The sequence below is a fragment of the Roseiconus lacunae genome, assembly GCF_008312935.1.
Classification (GTDB): Bacteria; Planctomycetota; Planctomycetia; order Pirellulales; family Pirellulaceae; genus Stieleria; species Stieleria lacunae.
This window is the reverse complement of the sequence record NZ_VSZO01000012.1, coordinates 427709-451469: the sequence shown is the minus strand read 5'-3', so window position 1 is coordinate 451469 and position 23761 is coordinate 427709. Positions and strand designations below refer to the sequence as shown.

Genomic DNA, 23761 nt, shown 5'->3' with positions numbered 1-23761 from the left:
ATCGAGACTCCGGATTGGTGCCGGAAAACGATGGTGAATTTACCCAGGAGAAAGCGAAATGTTGAGAGAAATAAGCTTGGTTACGATGGTGGCTCTGGTTTGTCTGGTCGGGTGTTCGAGTGAAAATCACACTGTGACATCACATGGCGAATCTGAGTCCGGGCACGCGGATCATCCCGAGCATGGACCGAATGGTGGAGAATTGATCGAGTTGGGCAAGGAGTCGTACCATCTTGAATTACTACATGATGATGACACCATTATCATGCACGTACTCGATGGGACCGCGATAAATCCGGTTGCGATCAGCGCGCCGACGTTGCAAGTGAATCTAAAACTTGACGATCAGGTGCGATCTTTCCAACTCGCCGCGTCCAACCAAGGAAAGACTGATGCAGAAGCGGAAGACGCATCAGCGACGACATTCATTTCCGATGACCCGGAACTGGTCGATTGGATGGATCGGGGAGCCGAGGGGGGAGTGATTGTTCGAATTGGAGAACAGTCGTTTAACGGATCGATCACGCATGACCACGGACATCATGAACACGAACATGGTCACCAAGGGCATGACCATGAATGATCGTCCTAGTCGTTGGTGAACAACGGATTGCCCGGCGCCGAAGGAAACTGAATCGGTGCCATCGGCTTAGAACGAATGATCTGAACACCACGGCTTGTCATCGGATCGAGCATTAGGCTTCGGAGGCCGTCGATCGTCATCGGCGGTGCGAACAGATAACCCTGGGCACTGTCGCATCCCCATCGCTGCAATAAATCAAGTTGCAGCGGTGATTCAACGCCCTGACACACGATGCGAGCCGAGAGGTGATGAGCCAGTTTCATGATCGCTTCGGCGATGATCGCATGCCCTTGGTCGACCACGATCGAAGCGGTGAATGTTCGGTCGATCTTGACCGTTTCGACAGGGTATTCGTGAAAACAACGCAGTGAGGAACTGCCTTTTCCAAAGTCATCAATATGGATTCCGATGCCGAATTCATCCAGTTCATGCATCGTTTGACGCGATCGCTCGCTATGACGTGCGTCGCTGTTTTCGGACATTTCCAATTTAAGTGCGGAAGAAAACTTGGTTCGATCGATGATCGCATTGAGTCGATCGACGAAGAACGGATCGGCCAATTGGCACCGGGATACGTTGACGCCGAGGTAGACATCGGGGCGTTGAAGGTCGGGGAACGATTGGATCAGTTTCCCAAACTCTCGCATCGAACGTTCCAGGACCCATTCGCCAAATTCGCTGACCAGGCCGATTTCCTCGGCGATCGGAATGAATTTACTCGGAGGGACATAAGCGCCATCTTCGCCGCACCATCTCGAAAGGACCTCGACGCCTTGGATACTCCCGTCACGCAGGCTTATGATCGGTTGATAGCGCAGTTCGAATCGTTCGTCACGCAGAGCGACGCGCAGTTGTGCTTCTAATTCATGGCGGGCGACGATCGCTTCGTGCATCGTTTGATCGAAGACTGCGATCTGCCCCTTTCCGGTATTCTTGGCTTGATACATCGCCGTGTCGGCATTTCGCAAAGCATCGTGTGCATCGTCGAGCGTGTCATCCAGAAAGGCGACGCCGACACTCGTGCCGACGGTGACCAACCGATCGCCGATTTCGAAGGGTTCTCCGATGCGTTTGACGATACGCCTGGCGACACGCAACGCATCGTCTCTATGGAGCATCTGTTCGAGAAGCACCACAAACTCGTCGCCACCGAGTCGGACGGTTTTGTCGTATGACGGTGACAAAGGCTTTCCCGTATCGGTATGACGGGCGGAAGCATCGCGCTCGCGGACACATTCTTGTAAGCGGACCGCAACTTGGTTTAGCAAGTCGTCTCCGGCATCGTGCCCCAAGGAGTCGTTGATGATTTTAAAGTTGTCGAGATCTAAAAAAAGGATCGCATCAAACGTTTTTCGCTTTGGCCCTTGGTTCGCTAAGACCGACTCGAGTTTTTCGATCAGGTACGGACGATTGGGAAGGTCCGTCAGTGAATCACGATGGGCGATGTCACGGAGTTCTAGTTCAGCTTTACGACGACGATTAACTTCATTCTTGAGTATCGTCATTTTCTCTTTTTGGCGAATTGCTAAGCGATATTTCTCGCTGAGTGCCATCGCAAGTTGTCGGGCTTCGTCATGCGCGAAGGGCTTACGCAGTAGCAATAAGCGGTCATTTAGGCCAAGACTGTTGATGATGTCTTCCCACGTGTGGTCGCTATAGGCGGTACAGATAACGACTTGGATCTCAGGGTCAATTTTCCAGAGACGCTTAATCGTCTCTAAGCCGTCAAGTCCCTTCGGCATTCGCATGTCAACAAACGCGACCGCGAAACGCGAATTGCGATCGATCGATTTTTGGACTTCGTGAATTCCCTCTTCGCCGCTGGAAACGTGGGTCAGATTGAAAATGGGCAAGTCCGCATAAACTGCGTGTGGCGGTTTTGGAGCACCGCTGACTTGTGAGGAATCAAGGAATCGAGCTTCAAAATCGTCCAACTCAACATGTTGCTTTCGCTCGCGACGAAAGATTCGCTGAAACGTCTCGTGGATTTCTGGTTGGTCGTCGACGATCAAGACGCGACGTTCGTTTTGAAATTCAGTCATGACGTGAATTCCTCTCGATCATCGGTTTCGGTGACCGGAGTTAAGTCAACCGTATCGTCTGGGGTAAGATTGATCGCGGTGGAAGACTCAGACGCCACGGCCTCAGTTTCGCCGGACCCATGCAGGCCGGGGCGGGTGAGCGGGATTTCGATGATGAAGGTCGAACCCTGATGACGACCAAGGCTTTCGGCATGAATCGCACCGCCGAGGCGTTTCATCGCGTTCGCGCAGAAATGTAACCCGAGTCCGGATCCCGATGACCGTGTCGTGAAGTGTGCTGCGAATACTCGTGACAAGGTTGCCTTGTCCATACCACATCCGTTGTCACGAAAACGCACCCGGGCAGCCGATTTAGTCTTGATGATGTCAACCTTCAGAGTCGGTGTTTGATCTGATTGCGTGAACTCATGACATGCACTACCGGCGTTCGTGATCACATTGATCAATACTTGAAGCAGTAGCGATCGGTCCGTCCAAATAGGAAGATTCGAGTCGTACTCAAATTCAACCCTGACTTGATCTTCTCTTAGTTTGGCTTCGGCACAATTGATCGATTCGCGGATCAGTTTCGGCAGCGAAAGTCTTGACCATTGCAGCGACTGGCTGGTGTGTTTGCGTTGATCACGAATGACTTGGTGGATGTGCTGAATGTTGTCGTTGAGAGTGTAGAGCAAGTCGGTCAAATCCCTTTTGTCGTCTTCGAGCGTTTCACTCAACCGGTGAAGGTAGTTCGGGGTTGCTTGCCGGAAGGCTTCATCAAGGTCATCGTCGCCGAGTCGTTGTGCTAGTTTTTCGAGCGGTTCGACACGCAACGCGTTGACTCGCTGAGTTGCCGTTTCCATTAAACTGTTGACGTTGGTCAGTACGTTTCCGACATTGTGGATCACTGTGTTGGCGACAAGACTCATCCCTGCGGCGTGGGACGCATCGGTCAGTTGGCTTTGGGCATCGCCGAGCCGCTCTCGCATGCGACTGAACGAATCGGCGAGTTGGCTGATTTCGTCATTGCCCGCGACTTCGAGCGGGGAGTCATCGGAATCGTTGACGATTAATCCCGATTGTGCGATTTGCTCGGTGTGCTGACGAATCGATTCCAGCCTTCCGATCACCAATCGTTGTAACAATAAAAATAGAATCAGCAGTGACCCACAGACACCACAGAGCGATAGGTAGCGGGCGATGGCGGTGGTCCGTTTGCTTCGCATCATGACGTCGCGAGGGAGGCTGACAAGTAATTCGGCCAGCGTCTCGCCTTCCGGGTTTAGCAGTGGTGAGTGCACCGCGAGCATCGACTGGTTGACCGCGCGGATTTGTAGTTTTCCGTCATGAGCGGTTTCCGTATGTAGTCGACTGATCGTAAAGGGAACGCTCGTACGACGCTGCAAGTCAGCAACGAGCGTCTGGTCGAGCGCTCGGCCGATGACGTAGTAGCCGTGGCGATCGAACTCGTCATCATCGTCACCAGCGACGATCGGTTGAACGTTTACGGCATTGTCAGGCAAGCGGACCCCGGCAAAAAGCATGAGGTTGACCTGTTGGTCGGTGGTAATTCCCGTTGCCGCTGGGTTTTTCGTCCAGTTGTGGTTTTGTAGACGGGCGCCGATTTGGTCGACGACTTCTGCCGGAAGACTTGGGGGCGTCAACCAGTGCCAGTTTCCTTTTCCATCAACGCGGGCACGCCAGTGAACTCGAGCGGTACGGCGCTCCGTTTCATCGGATTGATTGAGTGTCTCGTAGCGAACAGCGTTCTCGTTCGGATTTTCGGCATAGGCGAGAAACGTGACATCGCGCACCGCAGTGTCGGCCAAGAAGTCGATTTCGGTGTTGATCGCCGAGAGAACACGATTGGTTTCTTTAAGTGCCGTGACGCGTTCGAGCGCCGCGAACTCATTCGCGATCACGTATTGTCGAACGAACTCTTCGATTCCGACGACGACGCCGAGCATGAGGGCAAGCGCGAGCACGATTTTGCTGCGCAACGATTGCGAGTGCGGGCGTTCTTTATTGCTCGCATCGGCGGAAATCGGGGAGGGAGGATCGAGCGGACTTAGCTCGGAAGGTGGATTGTGTTGCCGAGGCATTGTTGCAAACGAAGACGCGGGCGGTCGATCAGACACCGCATCGCTATTTGCTTTAGCCAAGGACGTTGCGCGGGATTGGCATCTCTAAATTAGCCAATCCAAGTTGCACCAATTCAAGCGCGAAGCGGGTGAGTCAGAAAACCCTAGGTCTTAGCGATCGACGTGAAGCCGCCCCGGGGAATCAGACACACCGAGCGAGCCGACTTTAAGCGTTTCGTAACGGTGGAAACGATTGCGACGATTTTCGCGCCTACTGAACACCGACTTCGATGGTGGCGAAGTATTGCCGTGCGGTCGGATGGAAATCCAAGCCTTGCCATTCGGCGGTACGATCACGTGGAATCAAATTTTCGATGATCGTCGGTTCGCGATATAGAAGCTCAAGGGTCGCTTGGACCAGTTCCGATGGCGTATCACGACGAGCGGCAAGGAACGCAGTGGTGCCAACCGTTGGCAGGCCTACTTTGGGGATCGACGATTCAGGATAGTCAGACGCATCGATCGTCATTGGGCGAAGCGTCGGATGATGGATCGAGATCATGATGCTTTGCGGGATCGATTTGAGCTGCCAACCGCTGGCAAGTAGTTTAACAATCAAGTCACTTCCGGCACCGACACAAACCAACGCAATTGGCGGCGCATTGGGACTGTGGAGTTTCGCCCAATCGGTCGTAACTCGTGGGGACACATCGGCTGCGATTTTCAGGGAATCGAGAATCATTTTGGCTGTCCCTTGTGACCCACTTTGAGGAGGCCCAACGGCAATACTGCGTCCGATCAATTGTTCCGGCTCGATCTGAAACGAGCCGGAATCAAAACCATCACCACGGACCAGAAGGTGCGCCATTTCGTAAAATAGCGGTGCGATGACGCAAAGCCGATTGTCGTTGATCGCCGATGCTTGCATCGGGGCAACATGAACATCTTGATCGAGCAACCGTTGTCGGTTATCGACTGAACCTCCGGTCGCAACAACGTCGACGCTGACACCATCGATTTCACGTAGCCGCGATGCGATCAGTGACGAGATCTTGTTGTAAGTCCCATTCTCGATCCCGCCAGCGATGGTGACGTGGTCTGGCATCGATTGAATGTGATGACTGTACAGCATCGCGATACCGACAAAAAAGAACGGGCTGGCGGCGATCATCAGCAGCATCGCCGCTTGGGCACGCCGGTGACTTGGCGATGACCGTACCACTTTGCGGCCAAGCAATGCGCCGACCAGCGGGACGCCGCTGAACCAGTGCCAAAGCTGCAGCAACCGGCCACGCGGACGCGCAAGGATAGGGCGTCCTTCGAGAAACGCATCAAGATCTTCGGCGAGGGCGCCGGCCGAGTGGTAGCGTTTTTTCGGATGTTTTTCCAAGCACTTCGCCACGATCGTTTCCAAATCGTGAGGCACACCGCTACGGAATTGACGCATCAGAGGCGGCGGTTCGTGGACGACTTGCATCAGTGTGTCGACGATCGAATCACCGAGTAGCGGCGGTCGACCGGTGATGCATGCGAATAGAATCGCTCCGAGTGAGTAAATGTCGGTTTGGCGGGTCGCCCGATCGCTGTGTCCCCCGGCCTGTTCGGGAGCCATGTAGTTGGGGGTTCCGACGGCGGCGCCACTTCCGGTCACCGAGCTATCGGCACCGAGGTTTTTCGCTAAGCCAAAATCGGTGATATGAATGCGGTCTTTTTGATCGACCAAAATGTTCGCAGGCTTAAGGTCGCGGTGTAAGACGTCATTTTGGTGGGCGTGTTCGATCGCCCGAGCGACATCGCGGACATAGCGGGCTGCGTCGTCGATCGGTAGCTCGTCTTCCTCGTTGAGCCGTTTTTGCAAATCGGTCCCGTCGATCAACGCCATCGAAAAAAAATGATGTCCCGCACGATGACCGAATTGGTAGACCGGAACGATTCCAGGATGGTGAAGCCCGGCGGCGGCTTGGGCTTCCGTGTAAAACCGCCGTACATCGTTTTCACAGGCCAGCATTCCGCCACGAATCATCTTGACCGCGACGGTGCGATTAAGAACTTTCTGCTGGGCCTGATACACGACTCCCATGCCACCGCGGCCGACAACTTTTTGAAGTTGGTAATCGCCCAAGTCATACGGTAGCGTCGGCCCCGGGTCGCCTTTAGCGCGATTCGCTTCGGGTAACGTTTCGGCGGGATCATCGCCCGATTGATTCGGATCGCTGGTGACGAAGTCGACGGTTTCGGCACCCGCTTGAGACGGAGAGATCGACGAAAGAGGGGGCTCCGAGCGGACCGCAAAGCGATCGATCGCGTCGGCGGCGTCCATCAGATCCTTTAGCTCAGTCGCCATCTCGGGAAACTGGGCGAGAAATTCTTCTCGTGATCCGATCGAGCCCTCGTCGACGGACTTCAGGTACGCCGCAAACGCTTCGTCGATAGGGTCGTCAGCTTCCTGAGGGGAGGGCATAGATAGCGTTCTAGCGGGGAGTGCAATCAGAACTGGTTAATTTTTTCAGGCACGAATACCGGCCGGTGAGGGCGCATCGGCCCGCGGTGGTTGCCCGGCTATGTTGCCACTGATGCGCTACATGTAAGGGTTGTTCTTCGGATCGATAATCGTTCGCAGCTTTTGTAGGCCACGTTTAAGCAATCCGGCCACTGCGGTATCAGATTTACCCATCCGCTCGACAATTTGTGCCAACGAAAGACCTTCCATGTAGCGTAATCGAATCGCTTCGGCTTGCGTTTCCGGTAGTTGGTGAAGCGCTTCGACAAGGGCCAATGCAGTTTCGGCTTTGATGACCACACCCGATGGGCTGGTCGTACTTCCGGGAAGTTGCGTGATCCACGGGGCACCGGCGGAGTCGTTACCGGCCGGACCATCAGCGGCGATCTCTCGCTTGACCGATCGTTTTTGGGTCATTACATGCCGTGTTACCGCAGTGGCGACATTGTTTTTCAGCATCCCGCGAAGCCATCCCGCAAATTCTGCGGGTGTTTCGCCGCGGAAACTGTTGAGGTCCCGTTGCGCTTCTAGAAATGTGACCTGAACGATATCCACCGGATCGACGCGGCGACGCAGTTGATCGGAGAGGTGCCGATGCGCTAACATCAATAGGTATCCCCGGTACTGTTCTAGCAGTCGACCGAACGCCGAATTATCGCCCTGTTTGGACGCGACCACCAATTGGGTCGTCGACATGTCTCCATCTGTTGCGGTCATCGATCGGTTCTTGGACAATCTGGGGTTCTGACGAGAGACGTCCAGTGTATCTAATAACGCGGGCGATGATCAGAATACTCTGCGGATCGTCCTGATGATTTTGTCAGGTCTCATTCTGGTTTGCCTTCTACTTACATCGATGGAGCCGAGTTTTCCAATGTCCAAATCACCTGCTTTGAAAAACCGGATTTCTTTGAGGATGCTCAACCGAGGCTTCCCGTTGCTGATGCTGGTTGCCATCGGTTGCGGGGGATCGCCAGAGCCGGCAACGACGGAGCCGACAACTTCACCGTCCTCGTCGTCTGAAACAGTACCGTCGGCATCGGCCGCAGAGGCTGCTCAACCGGAGCCTGACTCTGCGTCCGCTGGTACATCCGCGGCAGCTTCGACGACAAGCGATCCAGCGACGACGTCGGGGATGCAATTACCCGACACCCCGCTGCCTGAAAATAGTGGTGAATCGACGGAGGTTGATTCGGGGAAAGGCGGGTTGGAAATGCCCGACTTAAATGACGCGGCAAAGCAAGAGTCGCCGGCAGTCGATCTGCGGCTTGCGAGTTGGAAAGAGGTGGAAGCAAAAGCAAAGTCGACAGGAAAAGTCACCGTGGTCGATCTTTGGTCGACCAGTTGCGCGCCGTGCATCAAAGAGTTCCCTGAACTGGTGAAGTTACATCGTGAACAGGGTGATCAAATCGCCTGTTTCGCCGTCTCGGTCGACTACGACGGGCGGAAAACACGTCCGCCGGAAACGTATACAGAGATGGTCACGGAGTTCTTGGCGTCGAAGAAGGCTGAATTCCCAAATTTCTTGTGCGAAACCCCGAGCGACGAAGTCTTTAGCACCGTCGACTTGCCTTCGATCCCGGCGGTCCTGGTCTTCGATGAAGAAGGAAACCTTGTCAAACGCTTCATCGACGTCGGCGAGACCGCAGGGTTCACCTATGAGTCACACGTACGCCCCTTCTTGGAAACACTCGGAAGCTAAGAACTTGAGCGATGCATTGTTTTTCGTCTTCGCTTGAGCCCTATCGCAGATGTGATTGATTCATCGACGTATTGCCTTGGAAACATCGCTAACGCAAATCGGGAAATGCCAAGGCCGAGAAGAACCGTGGCTAACGCCAAACGGCTGATGAATCAGACTCGGACTTTTTGGTGCAAATGCGACATTAGCTGTCATCCATCAGGCGTGAGAGCTCTTCCATGCTGATCGGTGCCGTTTCGTCGGTCGGTTGGGCTTCGGCGGATTCGTTGGGCGGGTTTTGCGATTTGCCCTGTGCTTGATCGGAAGGACGAACCGGCAGCGCAGGTGCGCGAACGCCAAGCATTTGGCGCGCATGTGCGGCCGTGATCGTTTCTGGGTACTCGTCGATGATCGTTCGAATATCTTTCTCGGCGTCTTTGGGACGACGGTACAGAATCTCTTTTGCTTGACGCATGATCCGCCTGGCATTGATTTCACGCTGTAGCAGCTTCGTCTCCGTTTGGCGAAGGATCATCGGTGACGATAGGAAAAGCGAATCAAGCGTTGATGTGATTGAATCACGGAGTGCACGATTGTTAGCGATTTGGGCTTGTTTGGCGATACAAAGTTGGTCGAGTGTGAGTTGGGCGATTCGTTGGTCGATCATGACTCCCGCCGCGCCGATATCGTCACCCTGACGGACCTGAATTAGTTCTTCAAGGGCTTTCAGCGGATTGCCTTCTCTTAGCAAATCATCGGCTCTACTGGTCGCGCCGGCTAACAAACTATCGAACCGATTTTGAATCGCATCCATGGCTTTGGTATCTCCATGATTACGACGGATATCGAGAAGGCATTTGGAGGCACATTTCAACGATTCGATCCGCCGAAATGAATCAGTTAGTGCTTCGATGGCGTAACGCGAGGCTGGGCTCGCTGGCCACCGCGCAGCGTGCTGGCAAATGCGCTCAAGAAGCTTGATGTCATCGCCTTGATTAAGCCCTGAAACAAGCTCATCGATCAATCGCACCTGCATCGGTTTCGAGTGGACTCGCTTGGAATCATTGCGTACCAAACATTCGAGATAGAGCAGCGTTTGCTCGATTTCAAATGGTTGTTTGATCGCTGCCTGAGTTTCGTCTGATGCTGGCAGAGAATGCTCGATATCCGCACAGATCCTTTCGACAAACAGCTTGCGCCCTTCGTCGGTTGATTGACTCGCGAATTCCAGGCTGAGGCGTTGTAAATCGAAACCGCGATCTCTTGATGGGGTGTCGACGAGTAGGCGATCGACTTGCCGAAGCATCTGTTTTTGCATGTCTCCCGGTCGTTCGATGAACCGATAGCTTCCCGCAGTTATTTCGGCGATCTGTTGGAGGTTCCGGCAACTTTTGGGATCCTCGAACGCGATGGTATGAATCGGAATCTGGCGTCCCGATTGTTCGACGAGTCGTAGTGTTTGCCGGGCTCCGCCGTGAGGAGTTCTCCGAGAATATCCCGGGCCGGTAAATTCACCATCGGAAAGAAGGAAGATTGCGCTCGGTTGAAGCTTGATCGCTAATTCGATCGATGAATCCGGGATCGTCCCGCCAGCGGTGCCGACACGCCGAAGCCATCGGATAAACTCTTGCTTGTTGCTCTCTGTCGCCGGCATCAGTTGAGCGGAAACTAAACTCTGGTTAAACATCGATAGTCGACCTTGGGCGAACAAGATGACATGGAATGACTGATTGGGTTGCAGTGATTCAATAGAAGCGATCAGTTCCTCGACCGCACGATAGAAACGTCGTCCGGTCATGCTGGAGGAGCGGTCGACGACGTAGACGAACGAATCACCGCTTGCATCAATCCCAAAGAATCGGCTTTTGCCCTTCGCCGCGTCGGTTTCACGATTGGTCGATGTACTGGTGGAGTCGGCGTTGCTCGGTCTGAAATCCAGATTGCTGGCAGACGTGAATTGTTTCAGCAATTGCTCGGTCGACTCGCGTTGTTCTTCGATGACTTGATCGGTCGTTCGTTGAGGGGCAGACGGAAGTTCGACCGAGATACTTTTCATGTCGCCAAAATCTGCGGTCGACGGATTAGCGAAGCTGACATGAATGACCGAATTTTGGGAATCCAAGCGATGCAGTGGCGCGAGTATCCAAATCAGCAGTAGCAGCAACATTGCATGCAGGACCGTCGATGTCAGCCAGGAAGATAGCGATCGCTTGATTGATGGGGGCGACGAAGCATCGTCGACGTCCAATGTCTCGACGGCTGAGCGGATCGAGTCTTGTTGACACGATTGAAGGAACGTGGGCTCGACTGGCGGTGGCTGGACCGCAGGGGGGAGGCCGAGTGCGAACGTTCCCGAAGAGGATCCTGATGACGAATCGGTGAGCCATCTCACGGTTGACATTCTGATCGCCTCGGAGGTGTCGAAGAAACCTTTTGTCGATAGAAACGCTAGGCGTGCTACTATAGCGTTTGGGCGTCAGTGGATGTCGGAGATTCGCTGAACGTACGCACCTCGAAACGATTTTTGCCTTTTTCGAAAAGAAAGATGACAGATCCATCGCCGCGACGTGTGTAGGTCCGTGTCACCGCGAGCGAACGTGGGCGGAAACTTGGTTTGTTTTGTCGAAAACATTTAGATGTCAGCCCCGGAAACTCGAGCGAGCTTGCTACTGCGGTTGCATGACCGAAATGACGGTGACGCTTGGACGGAGTTTTCGCGGCTGTACCGACCGGTAGTTCTGCAAATGGCTCGGGCTCAGGGATTGCAGTCAGCTGACGCGGATGACCTGGCACAGCAGGTTCTCTGGGCGGTTTCCAATGCCATCGAACGCTTCGAACATTGTCGCGGTCGGGCCCAGTTTCGGACGTGGCTGAAGACAATTGCGAGAAATGCGATCATCAATGCCATCACACGAAAAGCAAACGATCAACCGATCGGCGGTTCGGAGGCAATGGATTGGTTGGCCGTCCAGCCGGAACAAGGTGGGCAAACCGAAGTGCTGCAGTGGCAGTATCGCCGAGAGGTTTTCCAGGTCGCCGCAAACGCCATTCGCAGCGAAGTACGACCGGCGATGTGGGAAGCGTTTTATTTGACTGCGGTTGAACAGTGCTCGGCCAATGATGTTGCCAAGCGAATCGGATGTAGTGTGGGAAGCGTCTACACGTCACGAAGTCGCGTCATCCGGAAGCTTCGCGAAAAAGTTCAAGAGCTTGACCTCGTTGAAGAGGAATTCTCCGATGAGTAAGCAGGTAGTCTGTGGCGATGACCTGATCGACGCATTTCTGGCCGATGTGATGTCGGATCGAGAGGTCGTCGCCTTCGAACAGCACTTAGAGCAATGTACGCGTTGTCGGGATCGGCTTGATGAGAGATCGGCGAGATCGGCATTTTGGGATCATGCCCAAGCGTTCTTGAGCACCGACCATGGCGATCGAGTCACGACTACGAGAGGGAATATTTCAGCGGTCGCCGGCGACGATTCGTCGTGGGAAATCGATCATGCTTCGGGGGAAGGTCACGATACCCTGGGGATGCTTGATCCGACCGATGATCCGGCAATGATGGGGCGGTTCGCCGGATACGAAGTGACCGGGATCATCGGTCGTGGCGGCATGGGGATCGTGATGAAAGCCCGCGACGTTTCACTTGATCGCTTGGTCGCGATTAAGATTCTTGATCCCAGCTACAGCCACTATTCCGCTTCGCGTCGACGGTTCGCTCGCGAGGCTCGTTCGGCTGCTGCGGTTGTCCACGAAAACGTCGTCGGGATCTTCGGTGTCGATCAGTGGAAGGGGATCCCATTTCTCGTGATGCCGTTTGTCAAAGGGGAATCATTACAGCATCGGATCGATCGTTCCGCACCGTTGCCTCTTGAAGAGATGCTCGAAATTTCGGTCCAGGTTGCACGCGGACTTGCAGCGGCACATGATCAAGGCGTCATCCATCGTGACATCAAACCTTCGAATATTCTGCTACTTTCCAGTGTTTCACGTGTGTTGATCACCGATTTTGGATTAGCACGGACCGTTGATGACGCAAGCCTGACGCGTAGCGGGGTGTTAGCAGGAACGCCTCAATACATGTCGCCCGAACAGGCGAAGAGCTTGCCGGTTGACCACAAAACCGATCTCTTCAGCCTTGGTGCGGTGATGTATGCGATGGCGTGCGGGGCGCCTCCATTTCGAAGTGAATCACCCTATGGCGTGTTGAAAAAAATCGTCGAGCAACCACATCGTTCACTCCTGGAAAAACGCCCCGAGCTACCACGTTGGTACGTCGATCTTGTTGATCGTTTGCTCTCTAAATCTCGCGATGACCGATTCGATTCTGTGGATCAGTTGGTGGGTGTTCTTGAGCAATGTTTGATGCATCTTCGTCAGCCGGCGACGACCAAACGGCCGGTCATTAAATCCGGCCTGAAAAGTCTATCCGTTCGCTCGCTTGGAAATGTCGGTGCGGTTGTATTGCTGTTCTTCGTTCTTAGCGTCGCGACGCAATTTGCGTTTCGGAATCGCGATTCCACCTCAAGCACTGCTAACTCTGGTGAACGCTCGAGTGATGAAGTCGCTTTCGGTACTGACCAATCTTTCACGATTGATCCAGAACTGGCTTGGGAATACGACGATCGTGAATTGATGGGACTTGAACAAGAGCTTGAAGCCCTACTGAATGAAACGGATGGTGACGATTTGAATCTTCAACCTGCAGTGACGGGAGAAATTTATGATCAAGAGTAGTAATCGAATTGGAAAACGTCTCGCGATCGTGATCGCATTGACGTGGGCGATCATGGCAGGCGACGTGAACGCCGAACTGCTACCGAAAACGGAGCTTGAAGGTTGCCGCATGCACGTCGTCGGCATCTATAGTCCAGAGAATCATCAAACCGATGATCGTATCTTCGTTCGAGTCGAAAAAACGGAGCATCCGATTGTACTTGTGATGACCGGGTATTTCGGCGCCCAGTGGAATCTAGATCTTGCCGAAGGTGTCGACCTAAAACAGGTGATCATCCCCGGCTACTTCGAACACTCCGTGGTCGGAGTACCCGAGGGAGTCCCCGTCGAAATGTTGACCCACTTTCCGGCGATTCCGAATCAACGACGCGAGTATTTTTGGGCGTACGCATGGCACACTGCCGAAGGACGAGAGCTACGTAAACGGTTGACTGAGCTGACGGGATTAGAAATCTCAACCTTTCAAGGTGAAAACAGTGCGTCACGTTTTGTGGTCGATGGACAACGTGGCGACGTAGGACAATTCAACTCCAGTGCAACACCCGAGAAGGCCAAGACAGTACAGGAAACTCGTCGAATCGATCGTGCAAAGGCGATGCTGAGTCGCGTGAACGAAGAGCTAAAGAAGGCGGAACTGCAGACGCCGTCACCGAAAGTCCTCGAGCTATTGAGAGAAGCACTTCAAAATTCGAAACGCGACTTAGAAAAACTTGGCGTCGATGCCAACGAATTGGTTGACGTCGATGTCGATTTAGAAGTCGATCACAAGCATGATGCCGGCGGCGGAAACCCAAATCTCGCAATGATAGAAACGCTGGTTCGGCAATCGTTCAATCTCCAACTGAAGCTGCACGAAGCTCGAGTGCGGCAGGCAGAAGCCAACCTGAAGCGAGTGAAAACACAGCTCGAACGACGTCAGGCGAATGCAGAGAAAATCATCGCCGCTCGTATCGAAGAGTTGCTGTCGCAAGCAGATGGCGAATCAAGAGGCGAATCAGATTCCGTGGCAGAGACTTCTCAGCAGGACTCTGAATCGGCCGTGCTTTTAGCCGGCGAGGGCTGGCAAGCGTGGTCACGTCTCGATCACCGCGTCGCACTCGAGAAATTCAAGGAGGCACTGCAACTTGATCCTAAATTGGAGCCGGCTCTCAACGGGCTTGGTTGGACCTACATGCACTTGCAGAAATTCGATCAAGCGATCGCAGAATTTAAGAAGCTTCTCAAAGACGCACCGGCACATCAGGGCGCGATGAATGGCGTTGGGCAAGCGTTGTTGGCACAGCGGAAACTTGACGCGGCCGAAGAACAATTGCTGAACGCCACGGTCGGACTGATCAAGAAATATGGTGAGCCGAACGCGGTGCGAATGGGAATTACCGCCGCATGGTTTGGTTTGGTACGAACCTATCTTGCACAGGAAGACTTCAAGAGTGCGAAAGAATGGGCGGATCGGTATCTCAAACACAAACCTTCCGATGAGACCATGCGAGAGCTTCTTGAGGAGGCTGAGGCAGGGCTTCGTTAGCAGAAAATGTGATCGATGCCGCAGCGCTCAGCCTGCCTAAAACCGATTGCCGCACCGGAAAACCGTCTATTTCGTTTCGTACACATAGTATGGGGTGTAGGATCGCTGAACCGCCCACGATGTTTCCCAGACTGTCGTGTTGTCGATGGTCACTTCGGTTGGCACGACCGACATTCGTGCGAGCGTGTAGCGATAGCGATGTTCGTCGCCGGATTCGTATGCTTCAAGCAACAATAGGACTTCCGGATCAGTTCCCTGAACGAAGGAAAACACCGCGCCGTCGATCACGTCACCACCGGTGTGATTCGGGTAGCGATAGATCGGTCGTTCGAGCACTCGAAGTGGTATCGAAGGACGGTTCGGCGGGACCAATTTCGCGCTGAACCGGCGACCGATTGATCGCATCTGTCGAAGCCGCTGATAGGGCGATTTCAGTGGCGGGGCGGTGTCCGGCAGGTCCTTCCAATTGACGCCGGGTTGGTTGGGCTGCCAGATCAACCGATCGCTATCGTTTGCCAGCAACTGGGAAGTACTGAGTGACTGGAATTCTAAATGCACCTTTTCCAACGAAGGGTAGATGCAGAGTGCCGCTTCGGGACGCCCGGTTCGGGTCCACAAGTGCAATGCCCCGACGGTCGTATTGCGTTCGGGATTGCTCCAACTAAGGACCGGTTGTTCAAGTCGGGTGAGTTTCGTCTTTGGCGGCCCGGCCGCAGAAACGGTGATACGCTCAGCGAGTTTGGTGAATCGGTCTTTCAACGCGCTCGAAGAATCGGACTCCACCGGGTCCTGAGCGATACCGATCACAGGGACAAATGCGAGGGTGCCCAGCAAGAGAAACGATAAGCATTCACGTCTGGGAAGCAGGCGGAGTTTGGTTTGGTGCATCGTCGTTTACGTTGAAGGGCCAATACGGTATTGGTGAGCGTTCGCCGCAGTGTGATCGAGGTGGAACGGGTAAGGGACAATCAATCGTCGAACACTCATTCCAGAGAACCAGGGGCATTGAAGACCTATCCAGTCACTACGAGTCGAACACCCTTACGTCGGGCTGTCACGCGAAAAGGGAATTCACTATTAGTGCTGACGGATCTCTAGATGCATCCCTCAGTTTCTGAATTGGTACGCTGGTGTCGTCGGCCCGAATCGTTTCAACTGCGAAACACTATAGATTGTTTGTCTATTTTGTCGGCTTGGATTACGTTTGTCAAGCTTTTTGGTCAAGCTGAGGGCTGTCGAACGCAAACGCCGTCGAGCGTAGGGGGCATGCGTCAGGATTAGAAAAGTCAGTGGCTATGGGGGCAGTGGCTCGGTCTGGCATGAACGAACACTGCATGTGTCGCGACTCACTTCATACCTCGGGGATAGAAAAAGCCGATCACGCCGCAGGACAGTTACCTGCTAACGTGATCGGCTCGTCTGGAGTTTGGCTTGGTGCGAGAAGAAACGTTATTCAGCTTTCTTCTTTGCTTTGCGGTTCTTGCCATCCTTTTTCTCCATGCCTCGGCGCAGGAGTTGCTTTGGCAGCTTGGACTTTTGATCTTCGCTCAGCATGGCGACCGCTTTCTTGAGCAGATCGGCACGCATTTCGTTAGCTTTCTTCAGCGCAGTGGCTTGCTGTTCGCTCAGTCCGGCTTTCTTGTTGACTTCTGCGAACAATTCGGCTGGCTTTTTGCCGCTTTCTTTCAGCTCTTTCTGCGCTTCGGCTCGCTTCTTCATCAATTCCGGGGTGATACCAGCTTCCTTGCGGAGGGCTTGCATTTCCGCGCCGGTCTTCTTGGCCAGTTCTTTAAGCTTGGTCTGCTGTTCCTCGGTTAGTTCGGCCTTTTCAAGTTGTTTCATGACTTGTGCCGCTGCGTTGTTGCGTTGCCCTTTCTTTCGATTGGGTTTTTCATCAGCCGCAGTCAAAGGAGTGGTCAAAACAAAGGCCATCGCGACACCAAGAATCGTACTCTTCATCAATGCACCTAATCAGGTAAGGGCAGGGGAGGGGAGCCGGCGCGATCGGACCGCATCAGAGCGAGTCATGGGGAGATCACGCCGTAGCGTTAGTTTAACCACCGCGATGGAGTGAAGTTCTGTTTCTGAGATCCAAATTTTCCATTTTGCACTGGTGCGGAGATTGGATGGATTTCAGGAGCAGTGTCCTTAACATCACGGCCATTACGCCGATACCGATTGGGAAAACGAAGTTTTGTCAGCAATCACGGACCGGTGTTTCATCAACATTTTAAACGAGGGTCAGTCGATTGTCGTTCGCCGTGGTTTCGTTGCAATAACCGGGGTTAACACCCGTCAGCTGATCTTTCTAAACCAAGCATTGGATCTAGACGGAGCCCTAGTCTGTGATCACCAGTGGGGCGCGGGTGCGTCTGGCAAGGATGATCAATCCGATGAAGGTCAAGCCGATCCCGACGGCCAGCCGGAAAGTGATGGGTTCTGAAAAGAGAATCACGCCTGCAACGGCAGCCATCGCGACTTGGGATGCATTGATCAGATTGACCGCGACCACCGGCAATAGACGTAGCGACGCGGTGATGGCGACGAACGCTGAAAAATTCAGGAACCCGGCGGCTGTCATTGCCAGCCATTGATCCGGCGACGTTCGGCTGATGGTATTCCAGCCGAGCATCACCGCACAGTAGCTCCAGAGTGTGATGACGCCGGTCAGACCGCTGACAAACATCAGCACATTGGATCGGAATCCGTGCTGGAGTGTCATCCGCATCGTGACACCGAAGAGCGAATAAGCGAGTCCACTGAGTGCGGCCCACAGCGACCCCGTGAGAATTTCCGCCGCCGAGCGTGAGACGGTTGTTTCGTTTGCGGTCGTCTCGGGGAGTGAGAGGACGACGACGGCGACGATGAGAGTGATCATCGCAATGATCTTGCGTCGGCTAACAGCTTCGCCCAACAGGATCGCACCGAAGATCGCACCGCCGACGATCAGTACCCCTAAAGTGATCGGGACAGATGCGGCAAGTCCGATGTAACCGAGTGCCTTTTGGAAAGCCGCATTGCCGAAAAACTGTGCTAAGAACGACGCACCGATGAACCGGCCCAACCGCAGCGCTGTGAGTTGTTCAAATGGGCGTTCGGTCGCGGCCGTGGACGAACCCACCCATCGATTCCAGCAAAGCAGCGGACCGAGGACCGCCACGGTGGGAGCTGCTTTGACGGCAGAGACCAAGTAGGGGTCGACGTCAACACATTTTCGCAATGCGATGTTGGTGAGCGTGTAAAGGACGGCGGAAGCGAGACCACAGGCAGGGCCGAGCCACATTGGGGAGTTTGGCATGTCGTGCGAGGTCAGGCGTCAGATCGTTTGACGACGTCACTCAAGTCATCGCTCGTCAGCTCATCCGTCGGACGATCAGGAATCGTGTCCGTATACGCGTTGTTGATCGTCAAGCTGCTGTCGGTAAGTTGACGATGATGTGCGGGTTTTGGATGGGCGACGATCACAGTGATGTTGTCTTCCCCGCCGGCTTGGTTGGCGAAGTCGATCAATTGCTGACAGAGCAGGGAGGCGTCATTTTGGGCGGACGCAAATTGAGCCAATTGTTCATTTTCAAGATAGCGGTACAAGCCATCACTACAGAGAATCACCGAGTCATCGGTTTGCAGGTCGACCCGGTGAACTTCGGCGAGGAGTTCGCGCTCGCCGTGGCCGCCGAGGACGTTCCACAGCACGTTGCTCCAGCGGCTTGACGCTTCGTCCTCGGGTTTCATTCCGCCGGCTTCGACCATTTGCCGAGCAAGCGTGTGATCGGTCGTCAATTGTTTCGCCATCCCTTGCCGAACCAGGTAGCAGCGACTATCGCCCGCATGGACGACATACATCGTCGGCCAGTTGATGTAAGCCATCGTGAGGGTGGTGCCCATGCCAGCCTTGTTGGCGTCATGTCGAGCCTCAGAGAGGATGCGTGTATGGGCATCGCGGAGTAATTGCCGGAGTGAGTTGACGAAATCCTCTTCGTTGTCTTCGTCGGAATGAAAGAACCAATGGACGCTGTTGATCAGTCTTGAAATCAGGTGTTGTGCCGCCACGCTGCTGGCTTGCTCGCCGGCCGCATGCCCGCCCATGCCGTCGGCGACGATTAGCACCTGCCCTTGCATTTTCCCATAAAAACGACCCGCGGGGATTTCTTCCAAGCTTGATGCCGAAACCAGCATCGATTTGCTCAGTTCGGCAATCAGGAATTGGTCTTGGTTCACCGCACGGCAGCGACCGATGTCCGTACGGCCAAAGGTTTCTGATTGCGTGAATTCGAATTCTGAGTCGTGCATTTTTTGGCCTCACCCCGTCCGGTCTTTCGGCGTGCTCGTGTTGCAACCTCACCTCACAACCTTACCGGGGGTTGATTGTAGCCTTGTCGCGTCGATCACGTCAGAGTGGCGGCTTCGCACACATTACTTCACGTTAACAGGCTGTCGAGTGACAATGATCGCAGGTAAGTAGCCGGTGAGGCGACAGCGGTACGGTTCGATCACCGATTGTAGAACAGCCGCGTCGTCGTCGATTCTTTATTGATCATGGTTCGCAAAAGAAAATTTCGTTTTCAAACCCTTTAAAAAATGCGTCCGGCGGTGCATCATTTGAGATGATTGGATTTGTATCACGTGATTAAAAACGTGACGTAGGTTTTGCAGCAAGCAACCTTTGGATTGGAAGAAGCTGTCAGGTATGGAACTATCAAAGAAACGGCGACGTAAGCTGCAGGCCCAAGTCGATCAAGATTATGGATATCGGGCGTACGAAGACCGCGACGTGTACGTCGCCGAAATCAAGGGCAAAGGGCGTGGGGTTATCGCGTCTCGGCAGTTCTTGCCAGGCGAGTTGGTGATCGAAATCACGGGGCAACTGATCGCCGCCGACGATTACGACGGTTCAACGTATGCGATGAACTTGGATGATGCTTGGTACCTGGAACCGATCATCCCGGGTGCCTATATCAACCATTCTTGCAATCCCAACTGCGACATGGTGCAGGTCACCGAAGTCTCTAATGGTTTGGTCGCACGTTGTAACATCGAACCGGGGACCGAGTTGACGTTCGATTATCAATGGGAAGCCCAGTGGTGGATTCCGAAGTGCTGTTGTGGTTCGAAAAACTGTCGTGGCTGGGTGGTCGCCGAGGATGATGTGAAGAAAATGAAACGCTTGGTGAGCCGCGAAAAACGCAAAGCAAAATAGTTCGATCGCTTTCTGTCGAGCACGAATCCTTCGCCGCTAAAGCATGTCCAGAGGGTCGATGTCGACGACGTATTGGACGTCATCTTTTTCGGGAATCTTAAATGACTTTGTCGCCATCCGGATTGTCGCGCCAAGCTGAAGCGGGTCGATCGATTGAAGCAGCAAGTGAAATCGATATTTGCCACGAAGTTTGACGATCGGGGGTGGCGCGGGGCCGAGCAGGCGTACCTCCGCGCCGAGGCGTTCGCGTGCCGATTCGAGACGTTGCAATAACAAGCAGGCCGTCGCTTCGGTGACATCTTCGATGCTCCCGCGGATGATAATCCGAGCGATCGAACCGAGCGGTGGGTAGTTAAATTTGCGACGGTTCGCGATTTCGGCTTTGGCGAATTGAATGTAATCGTGTCGAGAGGCGGCCTGGATTGCCATGTGTTCTGGGGAGAAGGTTTGCACGATGACGCGACCGCCGCGTGAGCCTCGACCGGTCCGGCCGGCGACTTGAGTGACGAGCTGAAAGGTGCGCTCGCCGGCTCGAAAGTCGGGGAAGTGTAGGGCGGCATCGGCATTGATCACCCCGACGAGAAGGACGTTCGGAAAGTCCAGTCCCTTGGCGATCATTTGTGTCCCAAGCAGCAGGTCGATCTCGCCGCTACGGAATGCGGCGAGGACTTTTTGGTGGCTACCGGGGCGACGCATCGTATCGCTGTCCATCCGTGCGACGCGTGCTTTGGGGAATCGAGCTTTGACTTCGACTTCAAGTTTTTGCGTTCCGAGACCGCTGTAGCGAATCCCGTCGAAGCGACACTCCGGGCACCAGGGCGGCGTCGCGATGGTGTAATCGCAGTAGTGGCAAACCGCTTTGCTTCCGTCGCGGTGATGGGTGAGCGGGAGCTCGCATTCGGGGCAGGCAACGACGTGACCGCAAGCGGGGCACTGGATGGTCGTCGCAAACCCGCGGCGATTGAGCAGCAGGATAACCTGCCCTTTTTCGTGAAGTGTTTCGTTGACTGCTTGGTGCAAGCGGCGGCTGATCGATCCGCCCATGGATCGTTCGTCTTTGAGCCGAAGGTCAACGAGTTGGACATCCGGCATCGGGCGATTTCCGACGCGATTGGGCATCGAAATCAACTCCGCATGTCCGGTCTCGGTTGCGTACCAAGATTCGAGTGACGGCGTTGCACTACCAAGAAGCAATGGGATCTTCAGGGACCGGGCGCGCGCGTAGGCGACTTTTCGTGCATGGTAGCGTGGTTGGCTGTCTTGTTTGAATGATCCATCGTGTTCTTCATCAAGAATGATTAACCCGAGGCGGGGCAGGGGGGCAAAGACTGCGCTTCGGGGGCCGACGACTACCTGCACTTCGCCGCGGCGAATCCGCTGCCATTGGTAGTGGCGTTCGGCAGGAGTCATTTGACTGTGTAAAACAGCCACCGACTGAAAACGGCGTTCAAAGCGGCCGCGCGTCTGCGGTGTGAGGCTGATCTCGGGAACGAGCACGATCGCCGCGCGGCCAAACTTAACGACATGCTCGATCGCTTGGATGTAAACCTCGGTCTTACCGCTACCGGTCACCCCGTGCAGAAGCAGGGTGCGCGGTTCGGCGGAATCGACGGCACCGGTGATTTGCCTCAGGGCGGCGGTTTGTTCGTCGGTCAGCGTGTGCTTTTCGACTTGTTCGCCGTCACCGACTTGCCAACGCGTGGTCATACCGGACGACAGTTCACGCTGTTTGTTTTCGGTGACCATGCCTTTCTTCCGCAACGCTCGAATCGGTGCGGCGGTGCAATCGGCATGAACCATCAACTGTGACTCGGTCATGGGGCGTCCCGAGGCAATCAGTAGGCGAAGTGCACGCTGCTGTTTCGGCGGCAGCGCTTCGACGGCGGCGTTGTCTTTGGTGATCGGGGCAGGGGATAGGTAGGTGCGCTGACGCGTGCCTGCTTGCGATCGAACGCTGCTGGGGATGAGGGCGTCAAAGACTTGGCCCGCCGGGGATTGGTAATAGTGGCTCATCCACGTCACCAACCGAACCAAAGGCCGATCACAAAGCGGTTCACCGTCGAGGACATCTGCGACGTCGCTTAGGTTGCGCCCGCCACTGGAGCCGAGCTTGGTTTCGATGCACCAGCCGGTTGTCGGTTGTTTCCGGCGCCCGAGTGGAACATGGACACGCATTCCGGGTTGAAGGACATCGCGGAATTGTTCGGGGATCCGATAATCGTAGGGGCCGAAGGGGGCGTCGCGAAAAACAACACTGGCGATCGCCGTGTCCTCGGGCGTTTCGAGTTCCCAAGGCGGCGGATCGGTGTCAAACAGTTCTCCTTGGGTCGTGCCGTCGTCGGGCTTGGCATCGACGTCAAGGGAGTCAATCTTTTGAAGGTCTGCGTAGGGTGTTTTTTCCAGATCGTCGAATCCAGGTGCCGTCAAGCTTCCGTCGACACATGCCGTCCGGGATTTTGGATCGTCGGGGCGGTTCGGAGTCGTCGGGGGAGAGGAAGCGGATGGCCGGTTTGCGGGTTGGCTGGACGGCGGATTTGGTAAATCACCTGGCTGACGATCAGAAGGGAAGGGGGGTGACATGGTTAGGGGGCCGTCGGGTTGGCCGCTCGAAGCAGACGTTGTAGCGTGGACACTGGTCAGCATAAGGGATTCCGTCGCCAATTGAATCGTCGGTACAAACTTGCCGGGATTGTTCCGAAGGATTTGACACGGTTGGTCCGCTGTTGATCCGACGAGCTTGTGGCAAATGAAATTTAAACGGAGGATTAGCTGATGCGACTAGGGATCTTTGGCGGTTCGTTCGACCCGGTTCATGTCGGACACTTGTGGATCGCCGAGGCGGCGTGGGAGTCGCTATCGCTCGATCGGCTGCACTGGATCCCGACGGCCGCACAGCCACTCAAGCCGGGGGGGGCTTCGGCCACGCCCGAACAGCGAGCAGAGATGTTGCGGCTGGCGATCGGCGGCCGCGAGGGATTTGTTGTTGACGACCGTGAAATCCGTCGTCAGGGCGTCAGCTACACGGTAGAGACGATCGCGGAGATGGGGACCGAATTTTCCGACGCGACGTTGTTCTTGATCATCGGCAGCGATTCGCTTGCTTCGATGCAAAGGTGGCACGAGCCTGCTCGATTGCTCGAATCCGTCCAGCTAAGCGTTGTGCAGCGTGGCGGCGAGGCGGAGATCGACTTTGATGTCCTCGAGGGTTTGGTCTCGACCGAACGCATCGAGCAATTCAAAGCGAATGTGATCAAGATGCCCGCGATCGAAGTCTCAAGCAGCGACATTCGTGATCGGGTGTGTCAAGGGCGAAGCATCCGCTACCGGGTCCCCCATGCGGTCGAGGTGTACTTGAAGGCGAACAAGCTTTATTCAAGTTGATTTTAATCGCACCGTACGATGCGACGTTGGCGGTCCTTAGAAAGAACCGCAAGCG

At 54.7% G+C, this 23761-nt stretch carries 17 protein-coding genes; 7 read left to right on the top strand and 10 right to left on the bottom strand.

Translation table 11 applies throughout. The features are described from left to right. Positions 1 to 58 precede the first annotated feature (58 nt). Positions 59 to 583: a hypothetical protein gene (locus FYC48_RS17895; protein WP_149498087.1), complete on the top strand. Its 525-nt coding sequence runs from the start codon at positions 59 to 61 to the stop codon at positions 581 to 583. 5 nt (positions 584 to 588) lie between these two features. Here FYC48_RS17895 and FYC48_RS17890 read toward each other — a convergent pair whose 3' ends face one another. From FYC48_RS17890 to FYC48_RS17875, 4 genes are all read right to left on the bottom strand, one after another. Continuing rightward, complete coding sequence (locus FYC48_RS17890; RefSeq protein WP_149498086.1) at positions 589 to 2625, bottom strand: EAL domain-containing protein; 2037 nt, start codon at positions 2623 to 2625, stop codon at positions 589 to 591. Next, a complete protein-coding gene (locus FYC48_RS17885) occupies positions 2622 to 4706 on the bottom strand; it encodes an ATP-binding protein (protein WP_160149600.1) in 2085 nt (694 codons plus the stop codon). Before FYC48_RS17885 ends, FYC48_RS17890 begins: the two co-directional genes overlap by 4 nt. Before the next feature lie 250 nt (positions 4707 to 4956). Next, entirely contained in the window at positions 4957 to 7146 is a 2190-nt protein-coding gene (locus FYC48_RS17880) for a serine/threonine-protein kinase (RefSeq protein ID WP_149498084.1), read from the bottom strand. A 117-nt stretch (positions 7147 to 7263) separates the two neighbouring features. Further along, the gene (locus FYC48_RS17875) at positions 7264 to 7902 is read right to left on the bottom strand and encodes a sigma-70 family RNA polymerase sigma factor (protein ID WP_149498083.1); all 639 of its coding nucleotides are present in this window, start codon (positions 7900 to 7902) and stop codon (positions 7264 to 7266) included. Between the two features lie 157 nt (positions 7903 to 8059). On the opposite strand from FYC48_RS17875, the gene FYC48_RS17870 reads away from it, so the two are divergent. Further along, the gene (locus FYC48_RS17870; protein ID WP_160149599.1) at positions 8060 to 8887 is read left to right on the top strand and encodes a TlpA family protein disulfide reductase; all 828 of its coding nucleotides are present in this window, start codon (positions 8060 to 8062) and stop codon (positions 8885 to 8887) included. Between the two features lie 184 nt (positions 8888 to 9071). On the opposite strand, the gene FYC48_RS17865 is transcribed toward FYC48_RS17870, so the two are convergent. Next, positions 9072 to 11258: a VWA domain-containing protein gene (locus FYC48_RS17865; RefSeq protein WP_160149598.1), complete on the bottom strand. Its 2187-nt coding sequence runs from the start codon at positions 11256 to 11258 to the stop codon at positions 9072 to 9074. Positions 11259 to 11502: 244 nt separating this feature from the next. Here FYC48_RS17865 and FYC48_RS17860 point away from each other — a divergent pair, with 244 nt between their 5' ends. The 3 genes from FYC48_RS17860 to FYC48_RS17850 are packed head-to-tail and all read left to right on the top strand — an operon-like array spanning position 11503 to position 15128. Then, complete coding sequence (locus FYC48_RS17860) at positions 11503 to 12111, top strand: RNA polymerase sigma factor (RefSeq protein ID WP_149498080.1); 609 nt, start codon at positions 11503 to 11505, stop codon at positions 12109 to 12111. Next, on the top strand, positions 12104 to 13603 hold the full coding sequence (locus FYC48_RS17855; protein ID WP_149498079.1) for a serine/threonine-protein kinase: 1500 nt from the start codon (positions 12104 to 12106) through the stop codon (positions 13601 to 13603). The genes FYC48_RS17860 and FYC48_RS17855 overlap by 8 nt, the downstream gene beginning before the upstream one ends. Next, a complete protein-coding gene (locus FYC48_RS17850; RefSeq protein WP_149498078.1) occupies positions 13590 to 15128 on the top strand; it encodes a tetratricopeptide repeat protein in 1539 nt (512 codons plus the stop codon). The genes FYC48_RS17855 and FYC48_RS17850 overlap by 14 nt, the downstream gene beginning before the upstream one ends. 66 nt (positions 15129 to 15194) lie before the next feature. Here FYC48_RS17850 and FYC48_RS17845 read toward each other — a convergent pair whose 3' ends face one another. From FYC48_RS17845 to FYC48_RS17830, 4 genes are all read right to left on the bottom strand, one after another. Then, on the bottom strand, positions 15195 to 16016 hold the full coding sequence (locus FYC48_RS17845) for a hypothetical protein (RefSeq protein WP_149498077.1): 822 nt from the start codon (positions 16014 to 16016) through the stop codon (positions 15195 to 15197). A gap of 561 nt (positions 16017 to 16577) precedes the next feature. Further along, positions 16578 to 16970 (bottom strand): hypothetical protein, encoded by a 393-nt coding sequence (locus FYC48_RS17840; RefSeq protein WP_149498076.1) that lies wholly within the window; start codon positions 16968 to 16970, stop codon positions 16578 to 16580. A 496-nt stretch (positions 16971 to 17466) separates the two neighbouring features. Then, positions 17467 to 18426 (bottom strand): DMT family transporter, encoded by a 960-nt coding sequence (locus FYC48_RS17835; RefSeq protein ID WP_149498075.1) that lies wholly within the window; start codon positions 18424 to 18426, stop codon positions 17467 to 17469. An 11-nt stretch (positions 18427 to 18437) separates the two neighbouring features. Beyond that, complete coding sequence (locus tag FYC48_RS17830) at positions 18438 to 19418, bottom strand: PP2C family protein-serine/threonine phosphatase (RefSeq protein WP_149498074.1); 981 nt, start codon at positions 19416 to 19418, stop codon at positions 18438 to 18440. Between the two features lie 397 nt (positions 19419 to 19815). On the opposite strand from FYC48_RS17830, the gene FYC48_RS17825 reads away from it, so the two are divergent. Further along, positions 19816 to 20325, top strand: a complete 510-nt coding sequence (locus FYC48_RS17825) for an SET domain-containing protein (RefSeq protein WP_149498073.1) — start codon at positions 19816 to 19818, stop codon at positions 20323 to 20325. 36 nt (positions 20326 to 20361) lie between these two features. On the opposite strand, the gene priA is transcribed toward FYC48_RS17825, so the two are convergent. Beyond that, positions 20362 to 22905 (bottom strand): replication restart helicase PriA, encoded by a 2544-nt coding sequence (gene priA, locus FYC48_RS17820; protein WP_149498072.1) that lies wholly within the window; start codon positions 22903 to 22905, stop codon positions 20362 to 20364. Between the two features lie 192 nt (positions 22906 to 23097). Between priA and nadD the strand changes: the two genes are divergently transcribed. Continuing rightward, positions 23098 to 23706 carry a nicotinate (nicotinamide) nucleotide adenylyltransferase gene (gene nadD / locus FYC48_RS17815; RefSeq protein ID WP_149498071.1) on the top strand — a complete coding sequence of 203 codons (609 nt, stop codon included), beginning with the start codon at positions 23098 to 23100 and terminating at the stop codon, positions 23704 to 23706. The last annotated feature ends 55 nt before the right edge of the window (positions 23707 to 23761 follow it).